The sequence below is a fragment of the Paenibacillus sp. FSL L8-0158 genome (assembly GCF_038592965.1).
Classification (GTDB): Bacteria; Bacillota; Bacilli; order Paenibacillales; family Paenibacillaceae; genus Paenibacillus; species Paenibacillus polymyxa_D.
The window spans coordinates 3,073,974-3,096,357 of sequence record NZ_CP151949.1 but is presented as its reverse complement, the minus strand read 5'-3'; the positions used below and the strand labels follow the sequence as shown (position 1 = coordinate 3,096,357).

22 protein-coding genes and 2 pseudogenes are annotated in these 22,384 nt (G+C 42.8%); 12 read left to right on the top strand and 12 right to left on the bottom strand.

The window, feature by feature from the left end:
* Positions 1 to 113: 113 nt before the first annotated feature.
* Entirely contained in the window at positions 114 to 653 is a 540-nt protein-coding gene (locus tag NSQ68_RS13345) for a cupin domain-containing protein (protein ID WP_342426217.1), read from the bottom strand.
* A gap of 269 nt (positions 654 to 922) precedes the next feature.
* Here NSQ68_RS13345 and NSQ68_RS13340 point away from each other — a divergent pair, with 269 nt between their 5' ends.
* The gene (locus NSQ68_RS13340; protein ID WP_342426216.1) at positions 923 to 1,336 is read left to right on the top strand and encodes a DoxX family protein; all 414 of its coding nucleotides are present in this window, start codon (positions 923 to 925) and stop codon (positions 1,334 to 1,336) included.
* A gap of 49 nt (positions 1,337 to 1,385) precedes the next feature.
* Positions 1,386 to 2,252, top strand: coding sequence for a VOC family protein (locus NSQ68_RS13335; RefSeq protein ID WP_342426215.1), 867 nt, complete (start codon positions 1,386 to 1,388; stop codon positions 2,250 to 2,252).
* Between the two features lie 70 nt (positions 2,253 to 2,322).
* On the opposite strand, the gene glsA is transcribed toward NSQ68_RS13335, so the two are convergent.
* Positions 2,323 to 3,261 (bottom strand): glutaminase A, encoded by a 939-nt coding sequence (glsA, locus tag NSQ68_RS13330; RefSeq protein ID WP_342426214.1) that lies wholly within the window; start codon positions 3,259 to 3,261, stop codon positions 2,323 to 2,325.
* A gap of 135 nt (positions 3,262 to 3,396) precedes the next feature.
* Here glsA and NSQ68_RS13325 point away from each other — a divergent pair, with 135 nt between their 5' ends.
* Positions 3,397 to 4,455 (top strand): DUF1835 domain-containing protein, encoded by a 1,059-nt coding sequence (locus tag NSQ68_RS13325; protein ID WP_342426213.1) that lies wholly within the window; start codon positions 3,397 to 3,399, stop codon positions 4,453 to 4,455.
* A 110-nt stretch (positions 4,456 to 4,565) separates the two neighbouring features.
* Here the strand turns inward: NSQ68_RS13325 and NSQ68_RS13320 are convergent, their stop codons facing one another.
* Positions 4,566 to 4,868, bottom strand: a complete 303-nt coding sequence (locus NSQ68_RS13320; RefSeq protein WP_342426212.1) for a hypothetical protein — start codon at positions 4,866 to 4,868, stop codon at positions 4,566 to 4,568.
* A gap of 292 nt (positions 4,869 to 5,160) precedes the next feature.
* On the opposite strand from NSQ68_RS13320, the gene NSQ68_RS13315 reads away from it, so the two are divergent.
* The 5 genes from NSQ68_RS13315 (at position 5,161) to katA (ending at position 9,902) form a co-directional block, all read left to right on the top strand.
* On the top strand, positions 5,161 to 6,066 hold the full coding sequence (locus NSQ68_RS13315) for an NUDIX domain-containing protein (RefSeq protein WP_342426211.1): 906 nt from the start codon (positions 5,161 to 5,163) through the stop codon (positions 6,064 to 6,066).
* 29 nt (positions 6,067 to 6,095) lie between these two features.
* Positions 6,096 to 6,578 (top strand): NADAR family protein, encoded by a 483-nt coding sequence (locus NSQ68_RS13310; protein WP_342426210.1) that lies wholly within the window; start codon positions 6,096 to 6,098, stop codon positions 6,576 to 6,578.
* Between the two features lie 5 nt (positions 6,579 to 6,583).
* Positions 6,584 to 7,483 (top strand): TIGR02452 family protein, encoded by a 900-nt coding sequence (locus tag NSQ68_RS13305; protein WP_342426209.1) that lies wholly within the window; start codon positions 6,584 to 6,586, stop codon positions 7,481 to 7,483.
* Positions 7,484 to 7,544: 61 nt separating this feature from the next.
* Positions 7,545 to 8,147: an adenylyl-sulfate kinase gene (gene cysC, locus NSQ68_RS13300; protein WP_342426208.1), complete on the top strand. Its 603-nt coding sequence runs from the start codon at positions 7,545 to 7,547 to the stop codon at positions 8,145 to 8,147.
* A gap of 297 nt (positions 8,148 to 8,444) precedes the next feature.
* The gene (gene katA, locus NSQ68_RS13295) at positions 8,445 to 9,902 is read left to right on the top strand and encodes a catalase KatA (protein ID WP_029515135.1); all 1,458 of its coding nucleotides are present in this window, start codon (positions 8,445 to 8,447) and stop codon (positions 9,900 to 9,902) included.
* A gap of 119 nt (positions 9,903 to 10,021) precedes the next feature.
* Here katA and NSQ68_RS13290 read toward each other — a convergent pair whose 3' ends face one another.
* The 8 genes from NSQ68_RS13290 to NSQ68_RS13255 all read right to left on the bottom strand — a co-directional run bounded on the left by NSQ68_RS13290 (position 10,022) and on the right by NSQ68_RS13255 (position 18,144).
* Complete coding sequence (locus NSQ68_RS13290; RefSeq protein WP_342426207.1) at positions 10,022 to 11,332, bottom strand: MATE family efflux transporter; 1,311 nt, start codon at positions 11,330 to 11,332, stop codon at positions 10,022 to 10,024.
* Positions 11,299 to 12,141 (bottom strand): dipeptide/oligopeptide/nickel ABC transporter ATP-binding protein, encoded by an 843-nt coding sequence (locus NSQ68_RS13285; protein WP_342426206.1) that lies wholly within the window; start codon positions 12,139 to 12,141, stop codon positions 11,299 to 11,301. The genes NSQ68_RS13290 and NSQ68_RS13285 overlap by 34 nt, the downstream gene beginning before the upstream one ends.
* On the bottom strand, positions 12,134 to 12,970 hold the full coding sequence (locus tag NSQ68_RS13280; RefSeq protein WP_342426205.1) for an ABC transporter ATP-binding protein: 837 nt from the start codon (positions 12,968 to 12,970) through the stop codon (positions 12,134 to 12,136). The genes NSQ68_RS13285 and NSQ68_RS13280 overlap by 8 nt, the downstream gene beginning before the upstream one ends.
* An 8-nt stretch (positions 12,971 to 12,978) precedes the next feature.
* Positions 12,979 to 13,833: a nickel transporter permease gene (gene nikC, locus NSQ68_RS13275; RefSeq protein ID WP_342426204.1), complete on the bottom strand. Its 855-nt coding sequence runs from the start codon at positions 13,831 to 13,833 to the stop codon at positions 12,979 to 12,981.
* Positions 13,830 to 14,774, bottom strand: a complete 945-nt coding sequence (gene nikB, locus NSQ68_RS13270; protein ID WP_342426203.1) for a nickel ABC transporter permease — start codon at positions 14,772 to 14,774, stop codon at positions 13,830 to 13,832. Before nikB ends, nikC begins: the two co-directional genes overlap by 4 nt.
* Before the next feature lies 1 nt (position 14,775).
* The gene (nikA, locus tag NSQ68_RS13265) at positions 14,776 to 16,311 is read right to left on the bottom strand and encodes a nickel ABC transporter substrate-binding protein (RefSeq protein WP_342426202.1); all 1,536 of its coding nucleotides are present in this window, start codon (positions 16,309 to 16,311) and stop codon (positions 14,776 to 14,778) included.
* A 509-nt stretch (positions 16,312 to 16,820) separates the two neighbouring features.
* Positions 16,821 to 16,958 carry a hypothetical protein gene (locus NSQ68_RS13260; RefSeq protein ID WP_342426201.1) on the bottom strand — a complete coding sequence of 46 codons (138 nt, stop codon included), beginning with the start codon at positions 16,956 to 16,958 and terminating at the stop codon, positions 16,821 to 16,823.
* 274 nt (positions 16,959 to 17,232) lie between these two features.
* The gene (locus NSQ68_RS13255; protein ID WP_342426200.1) at positions 17,233 to 18,144 is read right to left on the bottom strand and encodes a LysR family transcriptional regulator; all 912 of its coding nucleotides are present in this window, start codon (positions 18,142 to 18,144) and stop codon (positions 17,233 to 17,235) included.
* A 255-nt stretch (positions 18,145 to 18,399) separates the two neighbouring features.
* Between NSQ68_RS13255 and NSQ68_RS13250 the strand changes: the two genes are divergently transcribed.
* The 4 genes and pseudogenes from NSQ68_RS13250 to NSQ68_RS13235 form a co-directional block, all read left to right on the top strand.
* Positions 18,400 to 18,834: an MBL fold metallo-hydrolase gene (locus NSQ68_RS13250; protein ID WP_342426199.1), complete on the top strand. Its 435-nt coding sequence runs from the start codon at positions 18,400 to 18,402 to the stop codon at positions 18,832 to 18,834.
* A 55-nt stretch (positions 18,835 to 18,889) separates the two neighbouring features.
* Positions 18,890 to 19,369, top strand: coding sequence for a GNAT family N-acetyltransferase (locus tag NSQ68_RS13245; protein WP_342426197.1), 480 nt, complete (start codon positions 18,890 to 18,892; stop codon positions 19,367 to 19,369).
* Between the two features lie 47 nt (positions 19,370 to 19,416).
* Positions 19,417 to 20,226: pseudogene (locus NSQ68_RS13240) on the top strand (MFS transporter); the annotation flags it as partial.
* A 273-nt stretch (positions 20,227 to 20,499) separates the two neighbouring features.
* Positions 20,500 to 20,769 (top strand): annotated as a pseudogene (locus NSQ68_RS13235) (Tn3 family transposase); the annotation flags it as partial.
* Positions 20,770 to 20,886: 117 nt separating this feature from the next.
* Here the strand turns inward: NSQ68_RS13235 and NSQ68_RS13230 are convergent.
* Positions 20,887 to 22,350, bottom strand: a complete 1,464-nt coding sequence (locus tag NSQ68_RS13230; RefSeq protein WP_342429115.1) for a DHA2 family efflux MFS transporter permease subunit — start codon at positions 22,348 to 22,350, stop codon at positions 20,887 to 20,889.
* Between the last annotated feature and the right edge of the window lie 34 nt (positions 22,351 to 22,384).

The window sequence follows — 22,384 nt, the reverse complement described above, 5'->3', positions numbered from 1 at the left end:
AATAGCAAATGAAAATATAAGAAGCGCGGATCGTTGAAGTAAAGATACTTCCGGTACGCGCTTTTTTCGATAGGATTTGTACTTTTGTTGCTTCGTGCTTGCGTAAATATCTATTAAGCGTCATTATCTGCTTCGAGAAACACGGAGATCAGAATTCGGGCGTTGTTTTCTCCCACATTTTTGACATAGTGGGGGATAGCTGCTCGCCAGCTAAAGGAATCTCCTGCTTCCAGAGTAGCTGAATCCTCGCCTTGCTCCACGTATACCGTGCCCTCCAAGATAAAATGAATCTCATCCCCTGCATGAGCATGCTCTTCTTCTGTAGATGAGCCGGGCGGCATTTCAACGAGCATCATTTTGACGTTACCCTGACCCCCCAAATGATCGACCTGAAGGTTGTTTTTACCATATAAGGTTTTACGGCGTTCGTCCTTGCGAATCACTTGCATCCGTTCCTCATCTTTAAGAAGCAAAAAAGCGAGAGGGACCTTAAGCGCATTTGCGATGCTGTCCAATGTAGCGATGGAAGGGGAGGTTTTATTATTTTCTACTTGACTCATAAACCCTTGCGATAGTCCGGTTCGTTCGCATATTTGCTGAATGGATAAATTTTTACGTTTACGAGCAGCGCGTATGTTGCATCCTATACTCATAGAGCGTTCCTCCTTTAAGGGAATATAATGTATACTAATGTAATATTTATGATACCAAATATTTTATTGACAGACCACAGTTTCTTATGATAAATTCACATTACAAAATATTTATTTCTATTACTAATAATTCGAATTTGACTCACATACATGTGTTGTGGCATAGATTCAGACAGTATTATTTTTTTAAGCAAATTATTAGTAATATAAATTAATTATTCATATGCACTTGTATGAGTGTAATAAACAAACAGAATGGAGAGATAAATATGAGTTCAGCAAGCAGAAACATTTCTACAATTATGCGGGTGGCGTTGGGAATCTTATTCTTGGCACACGGAATTGCTAAATTCCAAATGGGGTTGGGTAATGTAGCAGGCTGGTTTTCCAGCATTGGCGTTCCAGGATTTTTAGGTTATGTCGTTGCGGTGATTGAGTTGGTCGGCGGAATTGCATTGATTCTTGGATTACTTACCCGCTATGTATCTGGGCTATTTGTGATTGTTTTGATCGGCGCTATTTTTACAGCAAAATTGTCCGGCGGGTTGATGGGGAATGGTCAAGGCGCTGGCTATGAACTGGATATTGCTTTTATTCTGGTAGCTCTTCATCTGGTATTTGCACCAACGACTCGCTTGTCTCTGGATTCTTTGTTCAGCCGTCGTGAGTCAACCGAACAATAATTTTTGATTAGCTTTAGTCCTCCAATCCATGTAGAAAGAGGGAAATCTCATGACAGCACATATTCATGACAACACCAAAATCGGGCAGGTTTCATTAAAAGTAAGCAACTTGGAGCGTTCTATTCAATTTTATACAGAGGTCGTTGGTTTTCAGCTACTGCGTCAAACGGCGGATACCGCTGAATTGACTGTCGATGGGAAGCATGCGCTACTCATCCTTAACTATATTGAAAATGCAGTTATTCTGCCGCGTCAATCTGCTGCCGGGTTATATCACTTTGCTATTCTTCTCCCAAACCGTGTAGCTCTGGGTCTGTCTTTACGTAATCTGCTGGCTCATGAGATTGAAATCGGACAGGGAGACCATGATGTAAGTGAAGCCCTATATATCCATGACCCGGATAATAACGGAATTGAAATCTATGCAGATCGTCCCCGTGACCAGTGGAAAAAGGATGCAAATGGATTTTACATTATGGGAACAGATCCCGTGGATGCAGAAGACTTGGTTGCAATTTCCGAAAAACTACTTTGGCAGGGACTACCACAGGGAACGGTAATCGGGCACGTCCACTTCCATGTGTCTAATTTGCTCAAAGCACAGCAATTTTATTGCGATGTGCTTGGCTTTGACATTACGTGCCGGTATGGCTCTTCGGCCATGTTCGTTTCCGCAGGTGGTTACCACCACCATATGGGCTTGAATATATGGGCAGGTGAAGGAGCACCACCAGCTCCTGAGCACGCTGCAGGATTGGATTATTTTGAATTGATCATACCGGATCAGAATGAATTGGATGCTATTGTGGCTCGTTTAGAGGCAGCAGGCTATGGAGTGCAAGAACGCGATGGCGGCAAGTATGTAGCTGATCCGTTCCGCATTCAAATTAAACTGGTTAACGGTCAAATCTCGTAACATAGAAGGTACGGAACAAAAAAGGGTATTCCTATAAGCCGTAAAGGCTGGGAATACCCTTTTTTCGTACTTAGAACAAGCTCCAATCCAAATCCCGAGATATCGTTTCCAGTAAGTGTACACCGGCTGTACTGTTTCCCATACGGTTCAGAGAAGGTCCAACCAGTCCAATGCCATATCGTCCGGGTACCATCGTCATGATACTGCCTGATACGCCGCTTTTGGCAGGTAGTCCGACTTGAATGGCGAATTCCCCTGAGGCGTCATACATGCCGCATGTCGTCATAAATGTTTTGGCGATCTGTACATAGCGGCGGGGAATCAGCGGTATACCTGTCACCGGATCACGGCCGTTGTAGGCTAGTACAAGTCCCATACGTGCTAAATCTGTACAGTTCAATTTGACAGCACAATGTCTGAAATAAACTTCAAGCACATCCTCCACATGACCTCTTAAAATACCTTTTTCCATTAGAAAATAAGCAAGGGAACGGTTTAAATGGCCTGTAGCTGATTCTGAATCGTAGACATCCTGATCATATTCCAATGTGTCATTGTGGGTAAGCAGGCGGAAAAATTGGAGAACACGGGCAAATTTCTCTTCTGGACTGTTCCCGCGAATCAGAGAGGAGATCGCGATTGCCCCCGCGTTAATTAGTGGGTTAAACGGAATCCCCGGCTCAACCAGTTCTAGTTTTAGCATGGAATTAAAACGGTCTCCGGTAGGCTCCATACCCACTTTAGAGAAGACAACGTCCTCTCCATTATCCATCAAGGCCAGAATGAGCGTAAATACCTTTGAGATGCTTTGCATCGTAAATTGGAGCTCCGTATCCCCGGCTACCACGGTCTCGCCCGCACCATTCATCACAACAACACCCAGCGCGTCGGCCGGGGCTTTGGACAGTTCGGGAATATATGCTGCTACCTTGCCATGAATATACTCATGACGGCTTTGTTCTACCCATTCCGGCAGTTTGGTCTGTAATCTCTGCCACTCCGATGTCATTTCTTTTCCTCCAGTCGAGTAACAATCTGTGGTATTTTATTGTAGAGTAAGAAGTGATAGCTATACGCCTATTCTAAAGATATTTCTGGTCGAAAGACAAGCTTGAATTGAATTTAGATAAGAGGAGGTAGTGACTTGTTGTTATCTCATAATGAACCGAATTTTGATGAAGACTACGATGAGGTTTTTAAGGGTCGAAAACTTAGAGGTTTTGTACGTAGTGTACTGGAGCAGGCTGCAGCCTTATCAGACAAAAATCCTGAATGGGCTAATCCTATATTGGAGCAGTGGGCAAATGATGTGGAAACGAGCCGAAATGAGCGTCTGGAGCATGAACGCACCCGGGAGAGGCATGTGCATCTATTGTTTTCTCAGTCTGCCGCAGGCTCGATGAAGGTAGGACTTTCGGGTGCAGGATTACGGCTTGAGAGTATCGTGCTGTCTTTTAATGATCAGTTTTCCATAGGACCATTGTGGAGGTTGGAAACATTAGAAGGTCAAGAAAACCGTCACAACTGGTTGGCTGAACGGATGATGCATTATGAGTTTTTCCATTACGCCGATTGGGAGCACCGTATTGAACAGATGATGGTTACCCTAAGTGAAATCCCAGATAATAAATCGATCACGATCTGGTGTGGCTCTAATGCTGACGAGCAGATCGGATTGCGCTTTGTATTATATCTCTTGCGCAAAAGAGCTGCACCTATACGGGTCATTAATGTCACGGATACCTTGGAGCGGGAGCCGGATGATCATTTATATAACGAGAGTCCGTTCCCTTTATCCATGGGCGTGGTGCATTCGAAAGAAATTGAACGGTTCATTAAGCGAAGTGAACATGAACTTTATGTGGTGTGTATGGAAGACCGACGTCGATACGAACGAGAGTGGTTGGAGCTTAGCGAGCAAGATAGTGTCCTGAGATTATGGGACAATGACCGTATTGTTCATGTGCCGGAGGATTATTTGGATCAGGCCTTGCTGGATATGATTAGCAGGATACAGTTAGCGGATAATTTAGAATTTATGAACACCGGAAAAATAATAGGTCAAGCTTTAACGCAGTGGTCGCAGCCAAGAAGTGATACTTTTTGGGAATACCGGATTCAATATTTGATTTCTCATGGCAAACTTGATTTTCAGGGGATGCCGGGAATGATGAATCGTTATGCTGTGAGAATAAAGGAGTAAAGGGAAAGGAGATCAAATAAAAACTGCCGACGGGGTCGGCAGTTTAGTTTAAAGACCTTCTGATGTATCAGGTTGATTTATCGGAAGGTTGTTTTGCTATGTACTTGGAATCAATAGTAGCTGCTTGAATTTAATGAACTTATGATAGCAGGCAACAGAGCAACAGCCATAATGATATAGATCACGATTACAATAGCGGCCCAAAGAAGGCCTGCTTTAGCATAGTTAGCTTTGCTCGGATTAGTTGAGCCGCTAAATGCCCACACAAACAGCATAATAATTCCAACTACCGGTATAGCCATCAGAAGTAAACTGATCATCCACTCCTTGAATGATACAGGAGGCGGGTAAACAGGGGCTGGTCTGGATGGTGCTCCTTGTTGATTGTTTTGCGGATTAAACTGGTTAGACAATTGGATCTTCTCCCTACATGATTAGTATGTTGTGTTTCCTATATTGACCAAAACATCATACATGATATGACAATAAGCAACAAGTGAAATTCAGTAAACAGTCTAATAGTACTATTTAATGATTGGAAACAGGTCTATACACCCTATTGACGAAACATTTTTTATATATTATTGTATTGATAATAACATTTTGTTTTTATCAATTGATTCAAATTAAAAGTTACATAAAGCATTCGTCACTTTTGAATCAAAAGTGACAAATAACCCATATATGAACAGGTAGGTGACGCAAGTGACAGATGGATCGAAACATAATCACAGTGGCTTGACGGAAGAGGAGTTCTTGGCCCTTTATGATGCGAATGAATATGAGCGCCCATCCGTAACGGTAGATATGCTGCTATTTACGGTAATGGATCAGTTCCAACAAAATTACCGCAAGCTGCCCGAGAAGACCCTTCAGCTTCTTTTGATCCAAAGAGGGGAGCATCCCTATATAGGGCAATGGGCGTTGCCGGGTGGTTTTGTAAGCATAGATGAAAGTCTGGAAGAGGCTGCACGACGGGAGCTTAAAACGGAAACGAATGTAGATCAGATTTATATGGAGCAGCTATATACTTGGGGAGATGTGGCACGTGATCCGCGTATGCGGGTGATCAGCTGCGCTTACATGGCATTGGTTGACCACGATTCCTTGGAGGTACAGGCAGGGGATGATGCCGCTGATGCCCAATGGTTTGAGCTGGATTACAGCGTAGCTCAGGAGACGCGGACGAATCAGCCGGAAGGCTACACATGGGAACAAGATATTGATATCACATTGAAGCATGGGGACATCCATCTGTCAGCCAAAGTAAAAATAACTGAAATTCTTAAGGGAAGAACCATTGAAATCAAGCGAGAAGTGTTAGAGTCACAAGGAATTGCTTTTGATCATGCCAAAATCATTGCGTACGGTATAGAGCGTCTACGCAGCAAAATAGAATACACAGATATCGCGTTTCATCTGATGCCAGCTCTATTTACACTGAGTGAGCTTCAGCAGGTGTATGAAATTATTCTGGGTAAGGAGCTGTTGGCCGCAGCTTTTCGTCGCAAAATAGCTGATCTCGTGGAAGAAACCAATGAATATAGAAAGGCGGCCGGACATCGTCCGTCTAAGTTATACCGATTTAAGCCTCGGTCACGTTTTATGTAGCATAAAGGAATATGAAATGAGGAATCATCATGGAAAAGTTTACGTTTTTTTATCGCAGTCATTCGCCGTTTTCGCAATGGTATCCTTCTGATTTTGTTGTGGATGGATTGGAGTTTAACTGTGCCGAGCAATATATGATGTTAAAAAAAGCACAGCTTTTTGGGGATGAAGAGATAGCCCTGAAAATTATGCAAGCCCCTACCCCCAGGGAGCAAAAAGCCCGCGGTCGCAGTGTGCGCGGATTTGACCAATTCTTGTGGGAGGCCAATTGCCGGCAATTTGTGTATGACGGTAATTACGCCAAGTTTACACAAAATCCGAATCTGCTCAAGCACCTGCTTAAAACGAAAGGAACGACTTTGGTTGAGGCTAGTCCGACTGACACCATTTGGGGTGTAGGCTTAGCTGAGAACGATGCTCGTATACGGAACCGCAAGCTATGGCGCGGCACGAACTGGCTAGGAGAAATATTGACGAATTTACGTGAGGATGTATTGCAAAAGGAGGAATAGTCATCATGAAAAATACAATGAATTCCCGTAGCAACCGGGATGCCCGATCGCATATGGCGCAGGATACACTATCCATTTTGGAACATGGGTATTATACGAATATCAGACAGGCTCAAGTAAATATGACAAAAGAGATAGGGAATGCGGTCACAGGCTCAAAGTTATATACACCTTCTCAGCTGGTAGCTGTTAAACAAGAGGCAGAGCAAAACATAAAAAGTATATTGGGGACTTCTTCCCGTATAGACGAACAGATGATCACTGCAAAATTGGAAATTACGGGAGAAAGTACATTGCAAGCGGCATACAGACTCCAGGTCGAAGAAAAGCTGGCCCATGTGGCGTGTTTGAATTTTGCATCAGCTAAAAACCCGGGAGGTGGATTTCTCGGAGGCAGCCAGGCTCAAGAAGAAAGCTTGGCTCGTTCGTCAGCGTTGTATCCTTGCATTTCACAAATGGAAGAAATGTATGGACATAATCGGAAGCTGCGGAGCTGTTTTTATTCAGATTATATGATTTATTCGCCTGAAGTTCCGGTATTTCGGGATGATCAGGGGACATTGTTGGAAAAGCCGTATCAAGTCGATTTCCTGACCGCACCTGCTGTAAATGCTGGAGTTGTGCGAGAACGGGAGCCAGAGCAGGTGAATCGGATCGGTGAAGTGATGCTGGAGCGGATACGTTACATTCTCGGAATGGCTAAGCAAAACGGCGTAGAACATCTTGTGCTGGGAGCCTATGGTTGCGGGGTGTTCCGCAATAAGCCGGAAGAGGTTGCCCTCTGGTTCAAGCAAGTGATTGTAGATGAAGGATATGGTTTGCTGTTTGACCGGATTGTTTTTGCAGTGTTGGATCATAAAGCAGAGCAACGTACTTTAAACAGCTTTAGAAATGTTCTATCTTGAAGTGAAGGCAGTGCATAAAAACTGTTTTACTATAATATTTCATGAAAAAGGAAGGTGCTGAATGAATCCATCTTCGAATATAACCTGGCATGTGTCCGATATTGATAAGCAAGCGCGTCAGCTTTTGAATGGCCATAAAAGTCCGGTGCTTTGGTTTACGGGGCTGTCTGGTTCGGGAAAATCAACGGTATCCTCCACACTTGAAAAAGCGTTATATGCACGAGGCATACACACGTTTATTTTGGATGGGGATAATGTTCGGCATGGTTTAAATCGGAATCTAGGTTTCCTACCCGCTGACCGTAAAGAAAATATCCGCCGTATTGCTGAAGTTGCAAAGCTAATGGCACATGCGGGTGTTCTAACGATTTGTGCCACCATTTCCCCTTATCGTGAAGATCGTGAAATGGTAAAGGAGATTTTACAGCAGGAAGGTTGCTATGAGATGTATATACAGTGCAGCCTGGAGGAATGCGAGCGACGCGATCCAAAAGGAATGTACAAGAAAGCGCGTGCCGGAGAAATTCATCATTTTACGGGGATTGATGCTCCCTATGAAGAACCGCTGGAACCTGATCTAATCGTATCCACAGAAGGCCGGGAGGTAATCCAGTCAGTTCAGGATGTCTTGGATTTTCTCGATAAGAAGCAGCTGCTTTTATGATTTTATGATGAATTCTACATGAATATTATATGTAAGCCTCAATGACAAAACTTCGGGAAGTGATCAAAGTAATCATCACAGAACGTGAAAATGGAAGCATACCTAATACCTATTAGTAAATAAATACATTTTTGCATATACGGCAAGCCTTATGGGGTTTGCCTTTTTGTTTATGATTTTAAACTAATTCTAAATCCTACATTATAATTATTATAAAAAAGTATTGATTTTTGTTTGTGCACAACTTATAGTAAAAGGCACATAGTCAACCAATTCATTTAAGAGGTGATTTCAATCATGAGTAACCAACCAACGAACCTGACTACAAGCTGGGGCGCTCCTGTTGGAGATAATCAAAATTCGATCACAGCAGGCTCGCGGGGTCCTGCACTAATTCAAGATGTGCATCTGCTGGAGAAATTGGCGCATTTTAACCGGGAGCGTGTGCCGGAACGTGTCGTTCATGCAAAAGGTGCAGGAGCACACGGATATTTTGAAGTCACTAATGATTTGTCTGCATATACAAAAGCAAGCTTCTTATCTGAGGTGGGCAAGCGTACACCGATGTTTATTCGCTTTTCTACTGTGGCGGGTGAGCTGGGCTCGTCCGATACTGTACGCGACCCGCGTGGTTTTGCGGTGAAGTTTTATACAGAAGAAGGCAACTATGATCTCGTGGGCAATAATACACCTGTGTTTTTTATTCGGGATGCCATTAAATTTCCTGACTTTATTCATACGCAAAAACGTCATCCCCAAACCCATCTGAAAAACCCGAATGCGGTCTGGGATTTCTGGTCTTTATCTCCTGAATCGCTGCATCAGGTAAGTATTCTAATGTCTGACCGCGGTATTCCAGCTACACTTAGACATATGCACGGTTTCGGCAGTCACACGTTCAAGTGGGTAAATGCCGAAGGACAGGCAGTATGGGTGAAATATCATTTTAAAACAGAGCAAGGTGTGCAAAATCTTGATGTGGATTTGGCTGCGAAAATTGCTGGTGAAAATCCGGATTATCATACAGAAGACTTGTTTAATGCCATCAAAAAAGGAGATTTTCCTGCATGGAAACTTCATGTGCAGATTATGCCGGTAGAAGATGCAGATACGTACCGCTTTGATCCGTTCGATGTGACAAAAGTATGGTCTCAAAAGGATTACCCGCTGATCGAGGTTGGACGCATGGTGCTGGATCGCAATCCTGAGAACTATTTTGCTGAGGTAGAGCAGGCGACATTCTCCCCGGGTTCATTTGTTCCTGGTATTGAGGCATCCCCGGATAAAATGCTGCAAGGACGCCTGTTTGCCTACGGCGATGCACATCGCTACCGTGTAGGTGCAAATCATAATTCGTTGCCGATCAACCGTCCGCATGCGGAAGTTCACAACTACCAACGCGATGGTGCATTGCGCAGTGACAGCAATGGCGGAGGATCTGTCTATTACGAGCCTAATAGTCTCGGTGGACCCAAAGAATCACCTGCGCACAAAATGGCTCCTTTTGAAGTGTCTGGCGAAGCTCAAAGTGTAGCCTACGATCATCATGATCACTACACACAGCCGGGCGACCTATACCGCTTGCTCAGTGAAGAAGAGCGTGCACGTCTGGTCCGAAACATCGTAAATGCGATGAAGCCCGTAGAAAGTGATGAAATCAAACTGCGTCAGATCGGACATTTCTACAAAGCTGATCCTGAATACGGACGCCGTGTAGCCGAAGGTTTGGGCTTGACCGTTCCTCAAGGCGAGTAGAGGTTTTCGCAAACTTTTAACCTAAAAGCCGTATGAATAAATAATAAAAGGGATGTCCCAATACCACGTACATGGTGGATGGGACATCCCTTTTTTTGAGAGCGATATATCAGGTGCTGCTATATCCTCTGCAAGCGAGGTAAATAGATTATAAGAAACAGTGATCGTCCTAGTGCAAACACGATAAAGGACAACCAAAGTCCGTGATTCCCATAATGAGGAACGCACCAGAAGAGAGCGATCAAAAAGCAGAGCAATGAAATCAGCATCGAATTACGGATCGGATACGTTACCGTCATCCCCGTAAACACACCGTAGAATACCAGTCCCAGCCCGGCTGCCAGCGGAAAGACCACAAGCCACCCATTATAAGGGCCTGTAAGGCTAATCACTGTAGCATTATCCGTGAATAGCGATATAAGCGGCTCTTTCAGTGCGAAATACAATCCTCCCGTCACTACGCTGGTCACCAGTGTCCAGAACCAGGACAAGTGAATAACCCTTTGCAGCATTTTACGATTCCCGGCGCCCCGAGCCTGACCCGTCATGATGCTACTGGCGTTGGCGAACCCATCAAAAGAGTAAGCCATAATGTAATGGATCTGCAACAAAATAGCGTTCGCCGCCAACTGATCGGTTCCAAAGCTCGCACTGCGCGCCGTAAACAGATTAAACATCGTCAGTAGACAGGCTGTACGAATCATAAGATCAAGGTTTGTTGCCATGACACTTTTCAACTCTGAAGCTCCAAACCATCCTCGCCAATTCATCTGTCCGCTTTGCTTCCATTCTCTCCAAATTGATGAGCGGAACACCAGAACCAGACCAAACACACATGCAAGAACTTCCGCAATCAGAGTAGCGCTTGCTACACCAGTGACATTCCAATGCATGATCTGTGTAAATACAATAGCTAATACCATATTGATTACGTTCATTGAAATTTGCAAAAATAATGTAGCCTTCACACGGGACAATCCCATCAGCCAGCCGAGCAGCACATAGTTCACCAATGTAAGAGGGGCTCCCCAAATACGAATATTAAAATAAATTGCTGCCTGCGCCGCCACATCCTGAGCCGGATGGATCAGCTGAAGAGATGCTAGCAGAATGGGCTTTTGTAACAAAATGAATACCGCACCAATGAGTAAAGCAATGGCCAGTGGGCGCATGAGAGCAGCTATGCCCTGGTCGTTATTTTGTGCTCCCGTAGCTTGTGCCGTGAAAGCTGATGTGCTGACTCGCAGAAAGCCAAACAGCCAATATAAAGTATTGAAAATAAGAGTGCCCACCGCTACACCGCCTAAATACGCGGAATGGCTCAAATGACCGATTACAGCTGTATCCACCGCACCGAGTAGCGGGGTTGTAATCGTCGAAATAATTAAAGGGATAGCTAAAGCAAGATAGGCTCGGTGGGAAGGCAACATGTTGAAAAAACCTCCAGTAATGATTGTGTATAGGGATGGCGATCCGAATGAAATAATGCTTCCTTGGGAAAATGTTCAAGCACACTGCCTTCTTTCATGACCATGATTCGATCACTCATAAAGTGCACAGCTGCCAGATCATGTGAGATAAACAGATAAGCCAATCCTAGCTCATCCTGTAAATCCTTGAGCAGATTCAAAACGGTGGCTTGTGTGGTCACATCCAGACTTGCTGTTGGCTCGTCCAATACGATAAAATTCGGCTCTGTGCTGATGGCACGTGCGATGGTTACACGCTGTTTTTCCCCACCGCTGAGCTGATGTGGAAAGTTGTCCAGATAGCTGGCTGGAAGCTTTACCATCTCAAGCAAATATTCTGCTATGTCTCGACGTTCTGAGGACATACCCGCCATAAAGGAAGGAACATAGTACTTAAGCTGGTCCAGTGGCTCCAGCAGGGATTGCAGGATGGTTAGTCTGGGGTTTAAAGCCGCAGACGGATGCTGAAATACTGCACCCAGCCTGCTGCGAATCCGTTTTAATTCGCTCCGCTTTAACCCTCGGATAGACTGTCCATCCAGTCTAAGCTCACCTTGATCAAACGGGTCCAATGTCAAAATACAGCGAGCGAGTGTACTTTTTCCACTGCCGCTTTCCCCGACAATACCCAGACATTCTCGAGGGGAGATCGACAGAGCAACGTCTTGCAGCACCGTTTTGCCTCCAGTGTAAGCCTTCGTCAAACCGGAGACGGTCACTACAGGATTAGACGTATCTTGCTGCTGAGCGCAGGCGGCTTGATTATTCATGTAAAACGCTCCTTTCCAATGCGTTCCGTTCTTCAGTGCTGTTGCAAGGCAAACGTGCTGGAGCGCCCGGAGACAGCGGCGGAATAGCCGCCAGTAGACGACGAGTATACGGGTGGGCCGGATGGTTCAGAACCGTTTGCGTTTCACCTAATTCAACCAGTGAACCTTCGCACATCACTGCGATTCGATCAGCATACTTGCGTACATGACGTAGGTCGTGAGTGATCCACAAGACGGAAATGCCCGTTTCCATCCGGATATGGTCAATGAGCTGCAGCACCCGATGAGCTGTGAGCGTATCCAGCGCCGTTGTGGGCTCGTCGGCAATAAGTAACTTCGGCTCCAGTAGTAGTGCAGCCGCAATAGCTGCCCGTTGCAATTGACCGCCGCTGAGTTGGAACGGATAGCTGCGGTACACACGCTCGGCGGGAAGCTGTACGCGCTCCAGCACCTCGATACAGCGCTGCTTGCGCCCCTTGCGACCTTGTTTGCCATGGGCACACATTAGCTCGTCCAGTTGGCTGCCCACACGTAGAAAGGGGGTGAAAGCCCCGTGGTAGTCTTGAAAAATGTAAGATATTTCACTACCAAGCAAAGAACGTCTTTGTTTAGCGGATAGATCCAGCAAATTATTGTCCTTCCACGCAATGATGCCTTCCGCTGTAACAGGAGAAGGGAGAAGTCCGCCGATAGCGAACGCCGTCATGCTTTTGCCGCTACCGCTTTCGCCGGCAAGAGCACACCATTCCCCCGGACGAATGGCAAGCTCCAGTTGCTCTACAATTGTTTTTGCATTTGTTCGAATCGTTAAGCCTTCAATAGTCAGCATGTGCCAGTTCACTCCTCTGTCCGGGTTTTAACATCATAACGGTCGCGCAGCTTGTCTCCAAATACGTTCGCCAGTAGTACGGTTAGCACGACAGCTATCCCTGGAACCAGCATCAGGTGGGGAGCCGTTTGAAAATACGCTCGTCCTTCGTTCAACATAGTACCCCATTCAGGAATTGGCGGCTGTGGACCTAAGCCCAAAAAAGATAGGGAGGCAATCATTAAAATGATTTTGCCGATATCCAGCGTAGCCAGCACAAGAACATTCCCCATAGCATGAGGGAGAATATGCCGCAGGACAATCCGTAGGGAGGAAGTACCCGCCAGTATGGATAACGAAATGTAATCCTTTTGCTTTTCAGCCAGAACGGTACTACGCACCAGGCGTGCATAACCAACCCATTTTACCGCAGTCACCGCGAAAATAAGATTTACTAAGCCTGGTCCGAGCAAACCGCTCAGTACTATGGCAAAAATATAATCAGGTAATGTCATGAAGGCATCGACCACCCGTTTGAATACACGATCCATCCAGCCTCCAATAAATCCTGAAAGCAGACCAAGAGGGACCCCGACAACCAGCGAAACGGCCAAAATCAACAAACTGGTTCCGACAGTCGTCCGAAGTCCAGCTATCACTCTCGATAGTACATCTCTGCCCAAATGATCGGTTCCCAGCCAGTGCGTAGCGCTGATCGATTGTAGTCGATTCCCCATCTGGATACGATACGGATCTTGCGGAGCAAGAAACGGAAGGACTGTAATTGCTGCAAGAATGAGCAGGATGGAGAGCGACACGATCCATGTTTTGGACAATCGCGTTTTAGTGAGCTGCCTGTTTTCCGCATATACGGATTTTATCATGATAAACGTTTCTCCTTCAAAGCGATTTCAGGATTGACCCAACGGTAGGACAGCTCTACCAAAATATTGATACATACAATGAACACAGCCATAAATACGGTATAGCCCTGAATAATGGGGTAATCCCTTGCAGCAATGGCATCCACAATCCATTTGCCCAGCCCTGGATAGGCGAATAGCACTTCAATCACGACTGTGCCTCCCAGTAGGCTACCTATACTCTCACTGAATACCGTAATGAGTGGAATTAGACTGTGACGGAGCATGTGTCTGAAAAAAATGCGGATGGGGCTGATTCCACGCGCTTGCGCCGCTTTGATAAAGTCTTGCCCCGAGCTTTCAATCAGACTTGCGCGAATCATTCGTACATAAACGGCCGCCATTGCCAATCCCAAGGTAAGAGAAGGGAGTACCAAATGAAAAGCGGTTCCTTCGCCCATAGACGGCAAAATGTGCAATTTAACTGCAAACCATTCGATAAACAAAAGCCCCAGCCAAAAGCTGGGAATCGAGGAGCCGATTAAGGCAAACACACGACTGGCTCTGTCAATCCAGCGGTTACGGTAGAGCGCAGCCATCGTTCCCAAGGGTAGAGCTATCAGCAGCATAATGAACAGAGAGCCTCCGGTCAGCAGCAGCGTATAAGGCAGTTTTTCCATAAACTCTGTGAATACCGGACGATGGGTTAAATAAGATTGTCCAAAATCAAACTGAAGCAACTGAACCAGCCACTTACCATATTGCACAGGTAATGGTTGGTCCAGCCCTAGTTGGCTGCGCATATCCGTAATTTGCTGATTGGACACAGCTACATCATCGACTCGGAGAATGCTCCGGACGGGATCGCCCGGAACAAGCTTAAGCAGACAGAAGCTCACAAAGGAAAGAATAAGAAAGAACAAAACCAGTTCAAGAAACTTTTTGGCGATGGATTTGAACATGCTAGTTCACATCCAGGTCCTGGGTTAGCAAGTAATATTCACTTTGGCTAGTTACCCAGTTATGTACGTAATCGCGATAGGCCACTACGTTGTTTGGATGGACCAGAAAGGATTGCAGATTTTCTTGGTCAATCAGTGTGACAGCCTTCAGCGCCAGCTTGTTGCGTTGTTCCTCATTCACGGTTGTGTTCAGCTGTGAAATCATACTCGTGAGTTCCGGTACATGCACACGCCCATAATTCAGTGCTCCTTCAGGCATGTAAGCCGCATTTAGAAAATAGCTTGCATCGCCGCGCGGGGCTGTAATGCTACTATAAGTCGCTAAATCCCAATCCTGATGAGCAGCAAGATATTCGTCAATATTATCAACCTGACGGATATCAATCGTAATGCCAAGTTCTTTAGCATTTGCCTGAATCAGCTGGGAAATGAGTGGAAGCTCCGCTCTCGACTGGTAAGTTAGTAATGTAAGATGAAGCGGCTTGCCGTCAGGGGTTGCAACTTTTCCGTTCTGCACTGTATAACCAGCTAACTTGAAGCCTTCTCGTGCAGCATTCAAATCAAACTGTTTCGTAATATATTCCGGTGAAAAAGGGAAGTTGGGCAAGAACGGCCCTTGAGCAGCGGTTCCTTGACCGGACATGACACCGTTGGCAATCTCATCCCGGTTGATCAGGTTATCAAATGCTTTACGTACAGCCTTTTTTTTCAGATCGTTATTGTTCATATTGTAAATAAGCTGATGCGTTCGCAAACTAGGAAGTGAGTCAACCTTAACGGTAGAATCAGCTTTCAATAGCTCTAGGCTTTCAATTGGCGGGCGATACACAATATCAGCAGTTTTGGCTTGAAAAGCAAGCTGTCGTGCATTGGCGTCTTCGTTAAACATAAATTTGGCATGCTTCAACTTTACTTCACCGTTCCAATATTGTTCATTGCGATCTAAATTCAGTTCACTTCCAGCACGAAAACTGGTAACCTTGAACGGTCCTGTTCCTGATGGGAGGTCACCTGTAGCTGTGGTGTCTATAATAGCCGTATTTGGATGAACCAGTTCAGATACAAATTCCGGAAAAGGCTTGTCTGTAGTAATGGTCAAAATCTGTCCATCCGCATGAATATCACGGATATGTAGCGCATTTTTGACCGAAGGATTAAGTTTTAGCGCTCTTTCCAAAGAGGCTTTGACAGCAGCGGCATTGACGGCATTACCGCTGTGGAAGTTCACGCCAGGTCGGATGTTGAAGGTCCAGTGCTGTCCGTCCTTGCTGTCCCATTTCTCTGCAAGCCAAGCTTCCAGCTTAAGATCCTTGTTCACTTTGATCAGTGTTTCACTTACTCCAGCACGAACAGCTGTGTAATTTACGTCTGCATGAGGATCTATAGAAGGGCTTTGCACATTGAACAATAAGGTAACACTTTTATCTTGTGGTGCAGCAGATGGAGAGGGTGAAGCTGACGGAGATGAAGCGCAGGCTGCCATCATTACCGCCATTACCGCAGGTATAAATAGTTTAAAATACGAACGTTTAAACAACAGGAAGTCCTCCTTAATAGTAATCGTAATTCTTACGCTTTATTTCATAAATCATATCGTAACTAAATGAAGGAGCTTTGTAAATATGTAATTGATGAATGTGTATGTAAATTCATATGAAAAAGGCTGCGTAACCACTAGTAAGTTGGTTAGCAGCCTTTAGTTTATTAGGGGGTAGCGTCAGGAAAATGCGGATTTACAACGTTAAGGAAATCCTCATATTAAAAAGCCTGATTTTTCAAAAAATGCTGGGAAATTAGGCTTTTTTCATTACTCCATTACAGCGCCTGTTTCAAGAAAAACCATTTGTGGTTTAGCTATAGGTATTAAGATTTCAAAATGCCATCTTTATGTTTTGTTACCAATAAGTCATTTCTGGAACATTAACTTCAACCATTCCTTCTATAAGTGGTTGTTCTCCCTGCACTTCATAGGCAGAATAGTAAACGAAACCATCAGGTCGAAGATGATAAGACAATCCTAATCTCACATCTGTATTAACAGCATATTCAAACTCGTCTACTCTTCTGATTGAATTTTGAAATTACATCTTTTATAGTTTCAATTTCAGTAAATGCAACGTCGCATTTAAGCCCCACAACACGATATGCAGGGAGATTTTTAATTTCATATTCAAACCTGCTCATTATATTCCCTCCAATAATAAAATGAGATACTTTAATAAGTTCTGCTTCCTAAAAATCCTTCTTCGAATTGTTCTGTTAAATGGCCCTTTAATGGAATAAGGAACGATTATTGTTTCTTTTCCGACAGCGTAATAAACAATAAAAGAACGTGGTGCTGATATATATACGTTAATACATTTTTTTATCTTGATTATCTTAATTTTAATTGAATAGACTACTAAATATTTTAGCTGCTATTATGGAGGAGAAAATGTAACTAAGGCCTCCCGTTGCCTTAACAAATAATTTCCTCACATGACCAGTCTCTTGTGTGTTTCAGTGTAATATCGATAAACTTTGATAGAGCGGGGGAAATCCACTTGTTTTTATGATAAACAACTTGGGCTGAGATCTGTTTAAGATCACCTTTGCAAGGAATAACCTTTAACCTTCCATCCTTGATTTCATTATTTACAGTTATTAACGGTAAACAAGCAATACCCAGCCCACTCATTACGCAACGTTTTATCGCCTCAATACTCCAAAGTTCCATCGTGTTGGAAAGTACGATTCCTCTTTCTCGAAGATATTCTTCAAACATGGTTCGATAACTGCATTCTTTCTCATTCGTGATCAAACACTCGTTTAACTTTTGGTTTTCATAGCTTTGATCTAAAACATTCAGCGGGTTGTCATGACTTCCAACAAGGACAATAGGCTCGTCCAATAAAGAATGTACGATTAAATCTGAATCCTGAAACGTTGGCATCATAAGAAATGCAATATCTGCACTACCATTAAGTATTGCTCTCTTGTTATCTCCGCAAGTAGCGTTACTTAAAATGATGCTTACATGGGGAAACTTATTTCTATATTCTCTTAATATAGGTTCAAGTCGATAAACCGTTAAAGATTCAGGAGCAGCAATCCTTAACTCGCCTCTTATTTCATCACCATCATTTACAATGCTTTCGATTTTCCCGTAAGTATCCAAAATTTCTTGAGTATAGTGCAATAATTTCTTGCCTATATCAGTCAATCTTACCTTTCGACCCATCCGATCAAATAGAGGTGCACCCAAATGTTCCTCAAGTGCCTGAATATGAGAAGTGACCGTGGATTGAGTGTAACCTAAATGTTCTGCTGCTTGTGTAAAGCTACCAAATTGAATAACTTTTTTAAATGTAATAAAATGACGTATTTCCATCAGTTCACACCAACTTTCAATGTAATATCACTTCTATAGTATCAAAAAAATCAATGGATAACTTCTCGAAATTCAATTTTACTAATAATTAGTTTCGGGTTAATCTTAAGGAAATTTGAAAACAGAAGGATATTATGTGAAAACGATTCTGGACGTGCCTTTTAATTAAGGTATTTACAACGCTAAATAGTCAGGGAGGAGAAAGGACATGACGGAAGTTAAAATCAAAAAAATCCCCTAAACTGGGATGTGTTAGTGTCAAAGCGTCAAGGTCTCAGTAGAGATTTACCAGAAGGACAAGATTTGCTGAGGTGGGTGGCAAATACGGTCACGCTTATCTATGGTGAACAAGACGCAGTCCTCATTGATACATTTCTTACTATTAAAGAAAATCAAGCATTGGTAGATTGGGTTGTCAAAAGCGGTAAAAACTTAACCACAATCTATATCACTCATGGTCATGGTGATCATTTCTTTGGTATAAAGATGCTTTTAGATTTTTTTCCTGATGCAAGAGCGATAGCAACTCCAGGTGCTGTCAAAGCCATGCAAGAACAAATATCTCCTGAATCTTTCTGGAATAAACTCTTTCCTGGTGAGATACCTGAGGATCTAGTCGTCGCTCAGGAACTTGAAGGAAGTGAGTTCCCAGGTGCACTTTGGGGAGCAGCAAAAGCAGCGAAATCTTAATAAAAGGTATAGATAATAGCATTTTTTTAATAAACACGGTTGGAGGAGTTAATATATGATTACGGTTTACGATGATAGTTATAAAGAAGAAGTCATTAAATTAATATTGCATGTACAGAATGTCGAATATGAAGTGGGTATTAGTCTTAAAGAACAACCGGACATTCTGGACATTCATTCAAATTATATAAATGATGGCGGTAATTTTTGGATAGCGTTAAATGATAACGGAGAGGTCGTAGGTTCAATTGGGTTGCAAAAGAAAAATAAGGAGGTTGCTGTATTAAAGAAATTTTTTGTTTATAAAGACTACCGTGGCAAAGAATTTGGGACAGGAAAAAAGCTTTATGAAGCTCTGCTTGATTTTGCTAAGAAACAAGGTTTTTCTAAGATAATTTTAGATACCCCATCTAAAGCCACTAGGTCACACGGTTTCTATAAAAAGGTTGGATTTAAAGAGATTAATAAAGAGGATTTGCCAATTAAATATGATTATCCTGACCGCAATTCAATTATATTTCTATTAGAACTATAACAAAAGGAAAGAAGGTCTTATTTTTATGGAATAGTTAAACGGAGGGTTTGTCTTTGAAGAATAAGATTATATTGTTTTGTTTACTAAGTACTGTATTACTCGGAGTAATGAATAGTTTCTTTTTTAATTTAGCTCTCGTACCAATTGCTAAAGACTTGAAAATTTCTATATCTTTTAGCAGTTGGTTTATCTTAGGTTATTCAATTATGGTCACAGTAGGTTCAATAATATACAGTAAGCTTGCTGAAAGCATTCAATTAAAAAAACTATATCTATTTGCTTTAGTTATCTTTGTTCTTTTCTCTATTTTGGGCTTTTTTATGGATCATTTTTATTTACTTGTATTATCTAGAATGGCACAAGGAGTCGGAGGGGCAGCCTTTATTTCACTGACAATGGTTGCAATTATAGATGTACTTGATCGAGCATTATTACCGATAGGTCTTGCTTTTATAAGCTTTGCTATGGCTTTAGGATCAGGTTTAGGACCTTTACTGAGTGGTCTTATTCTATCCATAACGGATTGGCACATGTTATTTTTATTTATGAGTTGTGCAATAATTTTTATACCAATTTTATATTTTACTTTTCCAGAAAATAAGGTAGAAAATAAGACTCCATTTGATTGGTTAGGGACGTTTTATTTATTATTATGTATTCTCTTTTTATTATGTGCCTTGAACATCAATTTTCTTTTTATTATTTTTTGTGGTTTATTTTCCCTATTATTTATTCGCCATATCAATACCGTTTCTTACCCAATTATTGATAAAAAAATATTCAATAATACAATTTTTGTTAGAATAGCTAGTCTTAGTTTTTTGTTATTTTTTTTGCTAGGAGCAAATGTTTTTCTTCTTTCTTATATTTTTTCTTATACTTTTAATCCAAGGGCAATGGCTGAAAAGAAGCTATTTAATACGTTGAGTCAATCTCTTACAAATGAGCAAAAGGAAAAACTTGAAGAGATCATTACGTCGCAGCATTTATCAGAATCCAATAAAACAATATTGGGTTGGTTAAAGGAACCACCGGGCCACCCTTCACCCGAAACATTCCTAAAAGTAATAGAACGACTTGAATACATACGAGGAATAGAATTAGAAACGGTTAGCATTAGTCATTTTCATCGTAAAGGAAAACTTAGGGAACGAACCATACAGCATCAGCTTCAAAGAGCCAGTGCTTTAAATATAATTATCAATGCCATCAGTATTTGGAATACTCTACATCTAACAAAAGCAGTTGAATATCAAAAACAGACGGGTAGTTTTAATGAAGACTTGATGTTCCATATGTCACCTTTAGGCTGGGAACATATAAATTTATTAGGAGAATACCATTTTAATTCGGAGAATGTAGTCTCTTTAGATACTTTAAGACCACTGAAACTTTCTTAGCGTTGTTAAAAACGGGGGAATCGTCTTGAAAATGGGCTTAGCGTTGTAAATCCGCATTTTCCTGACGGTACCCCATTAAGAGATTTTTAGTTTGATATAGCAAAAAAAATTTATGAATTAATGCATGGGTGCTTTGGCAGTGCCATGTTCAACATGAACTCTGCGGATGAAAAACGCAAGGATCAACCCGATCACACTGATGATCATCGCAAAGAAAAATGAATTCTGAGATCCGATTACCATGGCATTAGCCATTTCATTTACGGATTCAGGCATACTGGATTGGCTCAAATAGCCATCCATACCTTTAGAGAGAATACTTACCGCTACGGCTGTACCGATAGCACCAGCGACTTGTTGGAGCGTACTCATAATGGCCGTTCCATCTGGATATAGATCCATAGGGAGCTGGTTAAGGCCGTTTGTTTGAGCTGGCATCATAATCATGGAAATGCCGATCATTAGACAGCTATGAAGCACAATAATGAGTACAAGAGTTGATGTTGTTGTAATGCCAGACAGAAAAAACAAAACCGCGGCTACGATCACAAGTCCTGGAATGACAAGCCATTTGGGACCGAATTTATCGAATAATGAACCCATAATAGGAGACAAGAGGCCGTTGATAATCCCACCGGGCAGAAGTACTAAACCTGCTGTTAGAGCAGACAGAGCCAGCCCCTTTTGCAAAAAGAGTGGAAGAATCAGCATTGTAGAAAGAATTGTCATCATACATAGGAATACCATGATAACGCCAATAACAAACATAGGATATTTAAATACACGCAAATTCAACATAGGTTGCTTCATTTTCAACTGGCGTACAGAGAACAGAATCAACGATATCAGACCGATGATCACAGGAAGTAAAACAACCGGGCTAGCCCAACCTTCGCCACCTTCTCCGGATTTACTGAAACCAAACACGACACCGCCGAAGCCAATGGAAGATAACAGGATAGATAAAAAATCAATTTTGGGTTTGGTCGTTTTTGAAACGTTTTGCATAAATAAAATACCGCAAATCAGTGAGAGAACCAAGAACGGAAGGGAGATCCAGAAGATCCAGTGCCAAGACAGATTTTGCAGTACCAGTCCTGCAATGGTAGGGCCCACTGCCGGTGCGAACATAATGACCAATCCAATGATCCCCATAGCTGCGCCTCTCTTTTCAGCCGGAAAAATGATCAAGATAGTGTTAAACATCAATGGCAATAACAACGCCGTACCAATGGCCTGAAGAATACGTGCGATCAATAACACTGAAAAAGTAGGTGCAAGTGCAGCAACGAGACAACCAGCTATTGAGAACAGCAACGATGTAACAAACAGCTGTCTTGTCGTAAAGGTTTGAATCAGCAATCCCGATACAGGTACTAAAATACCGAGGGTAAGCAGATAAGCGGTAGTCAGCCATTGGGCTGTTGCAGTTGTAATATGCAAAATCTGCATCAAATCATTCAATGCAATGTTAAGTGCCGTTTCACTGAACATCCCAATAAAGCCGCTAAGGAGCAAGGCAATCATAATAGGTAGCACCTTGAACGTTTTGGGTTCAGAGGGTGAACTTGTTTGACTCATTGTACTCATGTTGTTTTTGTTCCTCCAAATAAAT

Bases quoted from the DNA above. Each gene is read 5' to 3' on its own strand.
- NSQ68_RS13280 (WP_342426205.1), bottom strand. From the start codon at position 12,970: ATGCTGACTATTGAAGGCTTAACGATTCGAACAAATGCAAAAACAATT.
- NSQ68_RS13245 (WP_342426197.1), top strand. From the start codon at position 18,890: ATGATTACGGTTTACGATGATAGTTATAAAGAAGAAGTCATTAAATTA.
- NSQ68_RS13310 (WP_342426210.1), top strand. From the start codon at position 6,096: ATGGAAAAGTTTACGTTTTTTTATCGCAGTCATTCGCCGTTTTCGCAA.
- NSQ68_RS13335 (WP_342426215.1), top strand. From the start codon at position 1,386: ATGACAGCACATATTCATGACAACACCAAAATCGGGCAGGTTTCATTA.
- nikC (WP_342426204.1), bottom strand. From the start codon at position 13,833: ATGATAAAATCCGTATATGCGGAAAACAGGCAGCTCACTAAAACGCGA.
- nikB (WP_342426203.1), bottom strand. From the start codon at position 14,774: ATGTTCAAATCCATCGCCAAAAAGTTTCTTGAACTGGTTTTGTTCTTT.
- NSQ68_RS13285 (WP_342426206.1), bottom strand. From the start codon at position 12,141: ATGAATAATCAAGCCGCCTGCGCTCAGCAGCAAGATACGTCTAATCCT.
- NSQ68_RS13230 (WP_342429115.1), bottom strand. From the start codon at position 22,350: ATGAGTCAAACAAGTTCACCCTCTGAACCCAAAACGTTCAAGGTGCTA.
- cysC (WP_342426208.1), top strand. From the start codon at position 7,545: ATGAATCCATCTTCGAATATAACCTGGCATGTGTCCGATATTGATAAG.
- NSQ68_RS13345 (WP_342426217.1), bottom strand. From the start codon at position 653: ATGAGTATAGGATGCAACATACGCGCTGCTCGTAAACGTAAAAATTTA.
- glsA (WP_342426214.1), bottom strand. From the start codon at position 3,261: ATGACATCGGAGTGGCAGAGATTACAGACCAAACTGCCGGAATGGGTA.
- NSQ68_RS13305 (WP_342426209.1), top strand. From the start codon at position 6,584: ATGAAAAATACAATGAATTCCCGTAGCAACCGGGATGCCCGATCGCAT.
- katA (WP_029515135.1), top strand. From the start codon at position 8,445: ATGAGTAACCAACCAACGAACCTGACTACAAGCTGGGGCGCTCCTGTT.
- NSQ68_RS13255 (WP_342426200.1), bottom strand. From the start codon at position 18,144: ATGGAAATACGTCATTTTATTACATTTAAAAAAGTTATTCAATTTGGT.
- NSQ68_RS13290 (WP_342426207.1), bottom strand. From the start codon at position 11,332: ATGTTGCCTTCCCACCGAGCCTATCTTGCTTTAGCTATCCCTTTAATT.
- NSQ68_RS13260 (WP_342426201.1), bottom strand. From the start codon at position 16,958: ATGAGCAGGTTTGAATATGAAATTAAAAATCTCCCTGCATATCGTGTT.
- NSQ68_RS13340 (WP_342426216.1), top strand. From the start codon at position 923: ATGAGTTCAGCAAGCAGAAACATTTCTACAATTATGCGGGTGGCGTTG.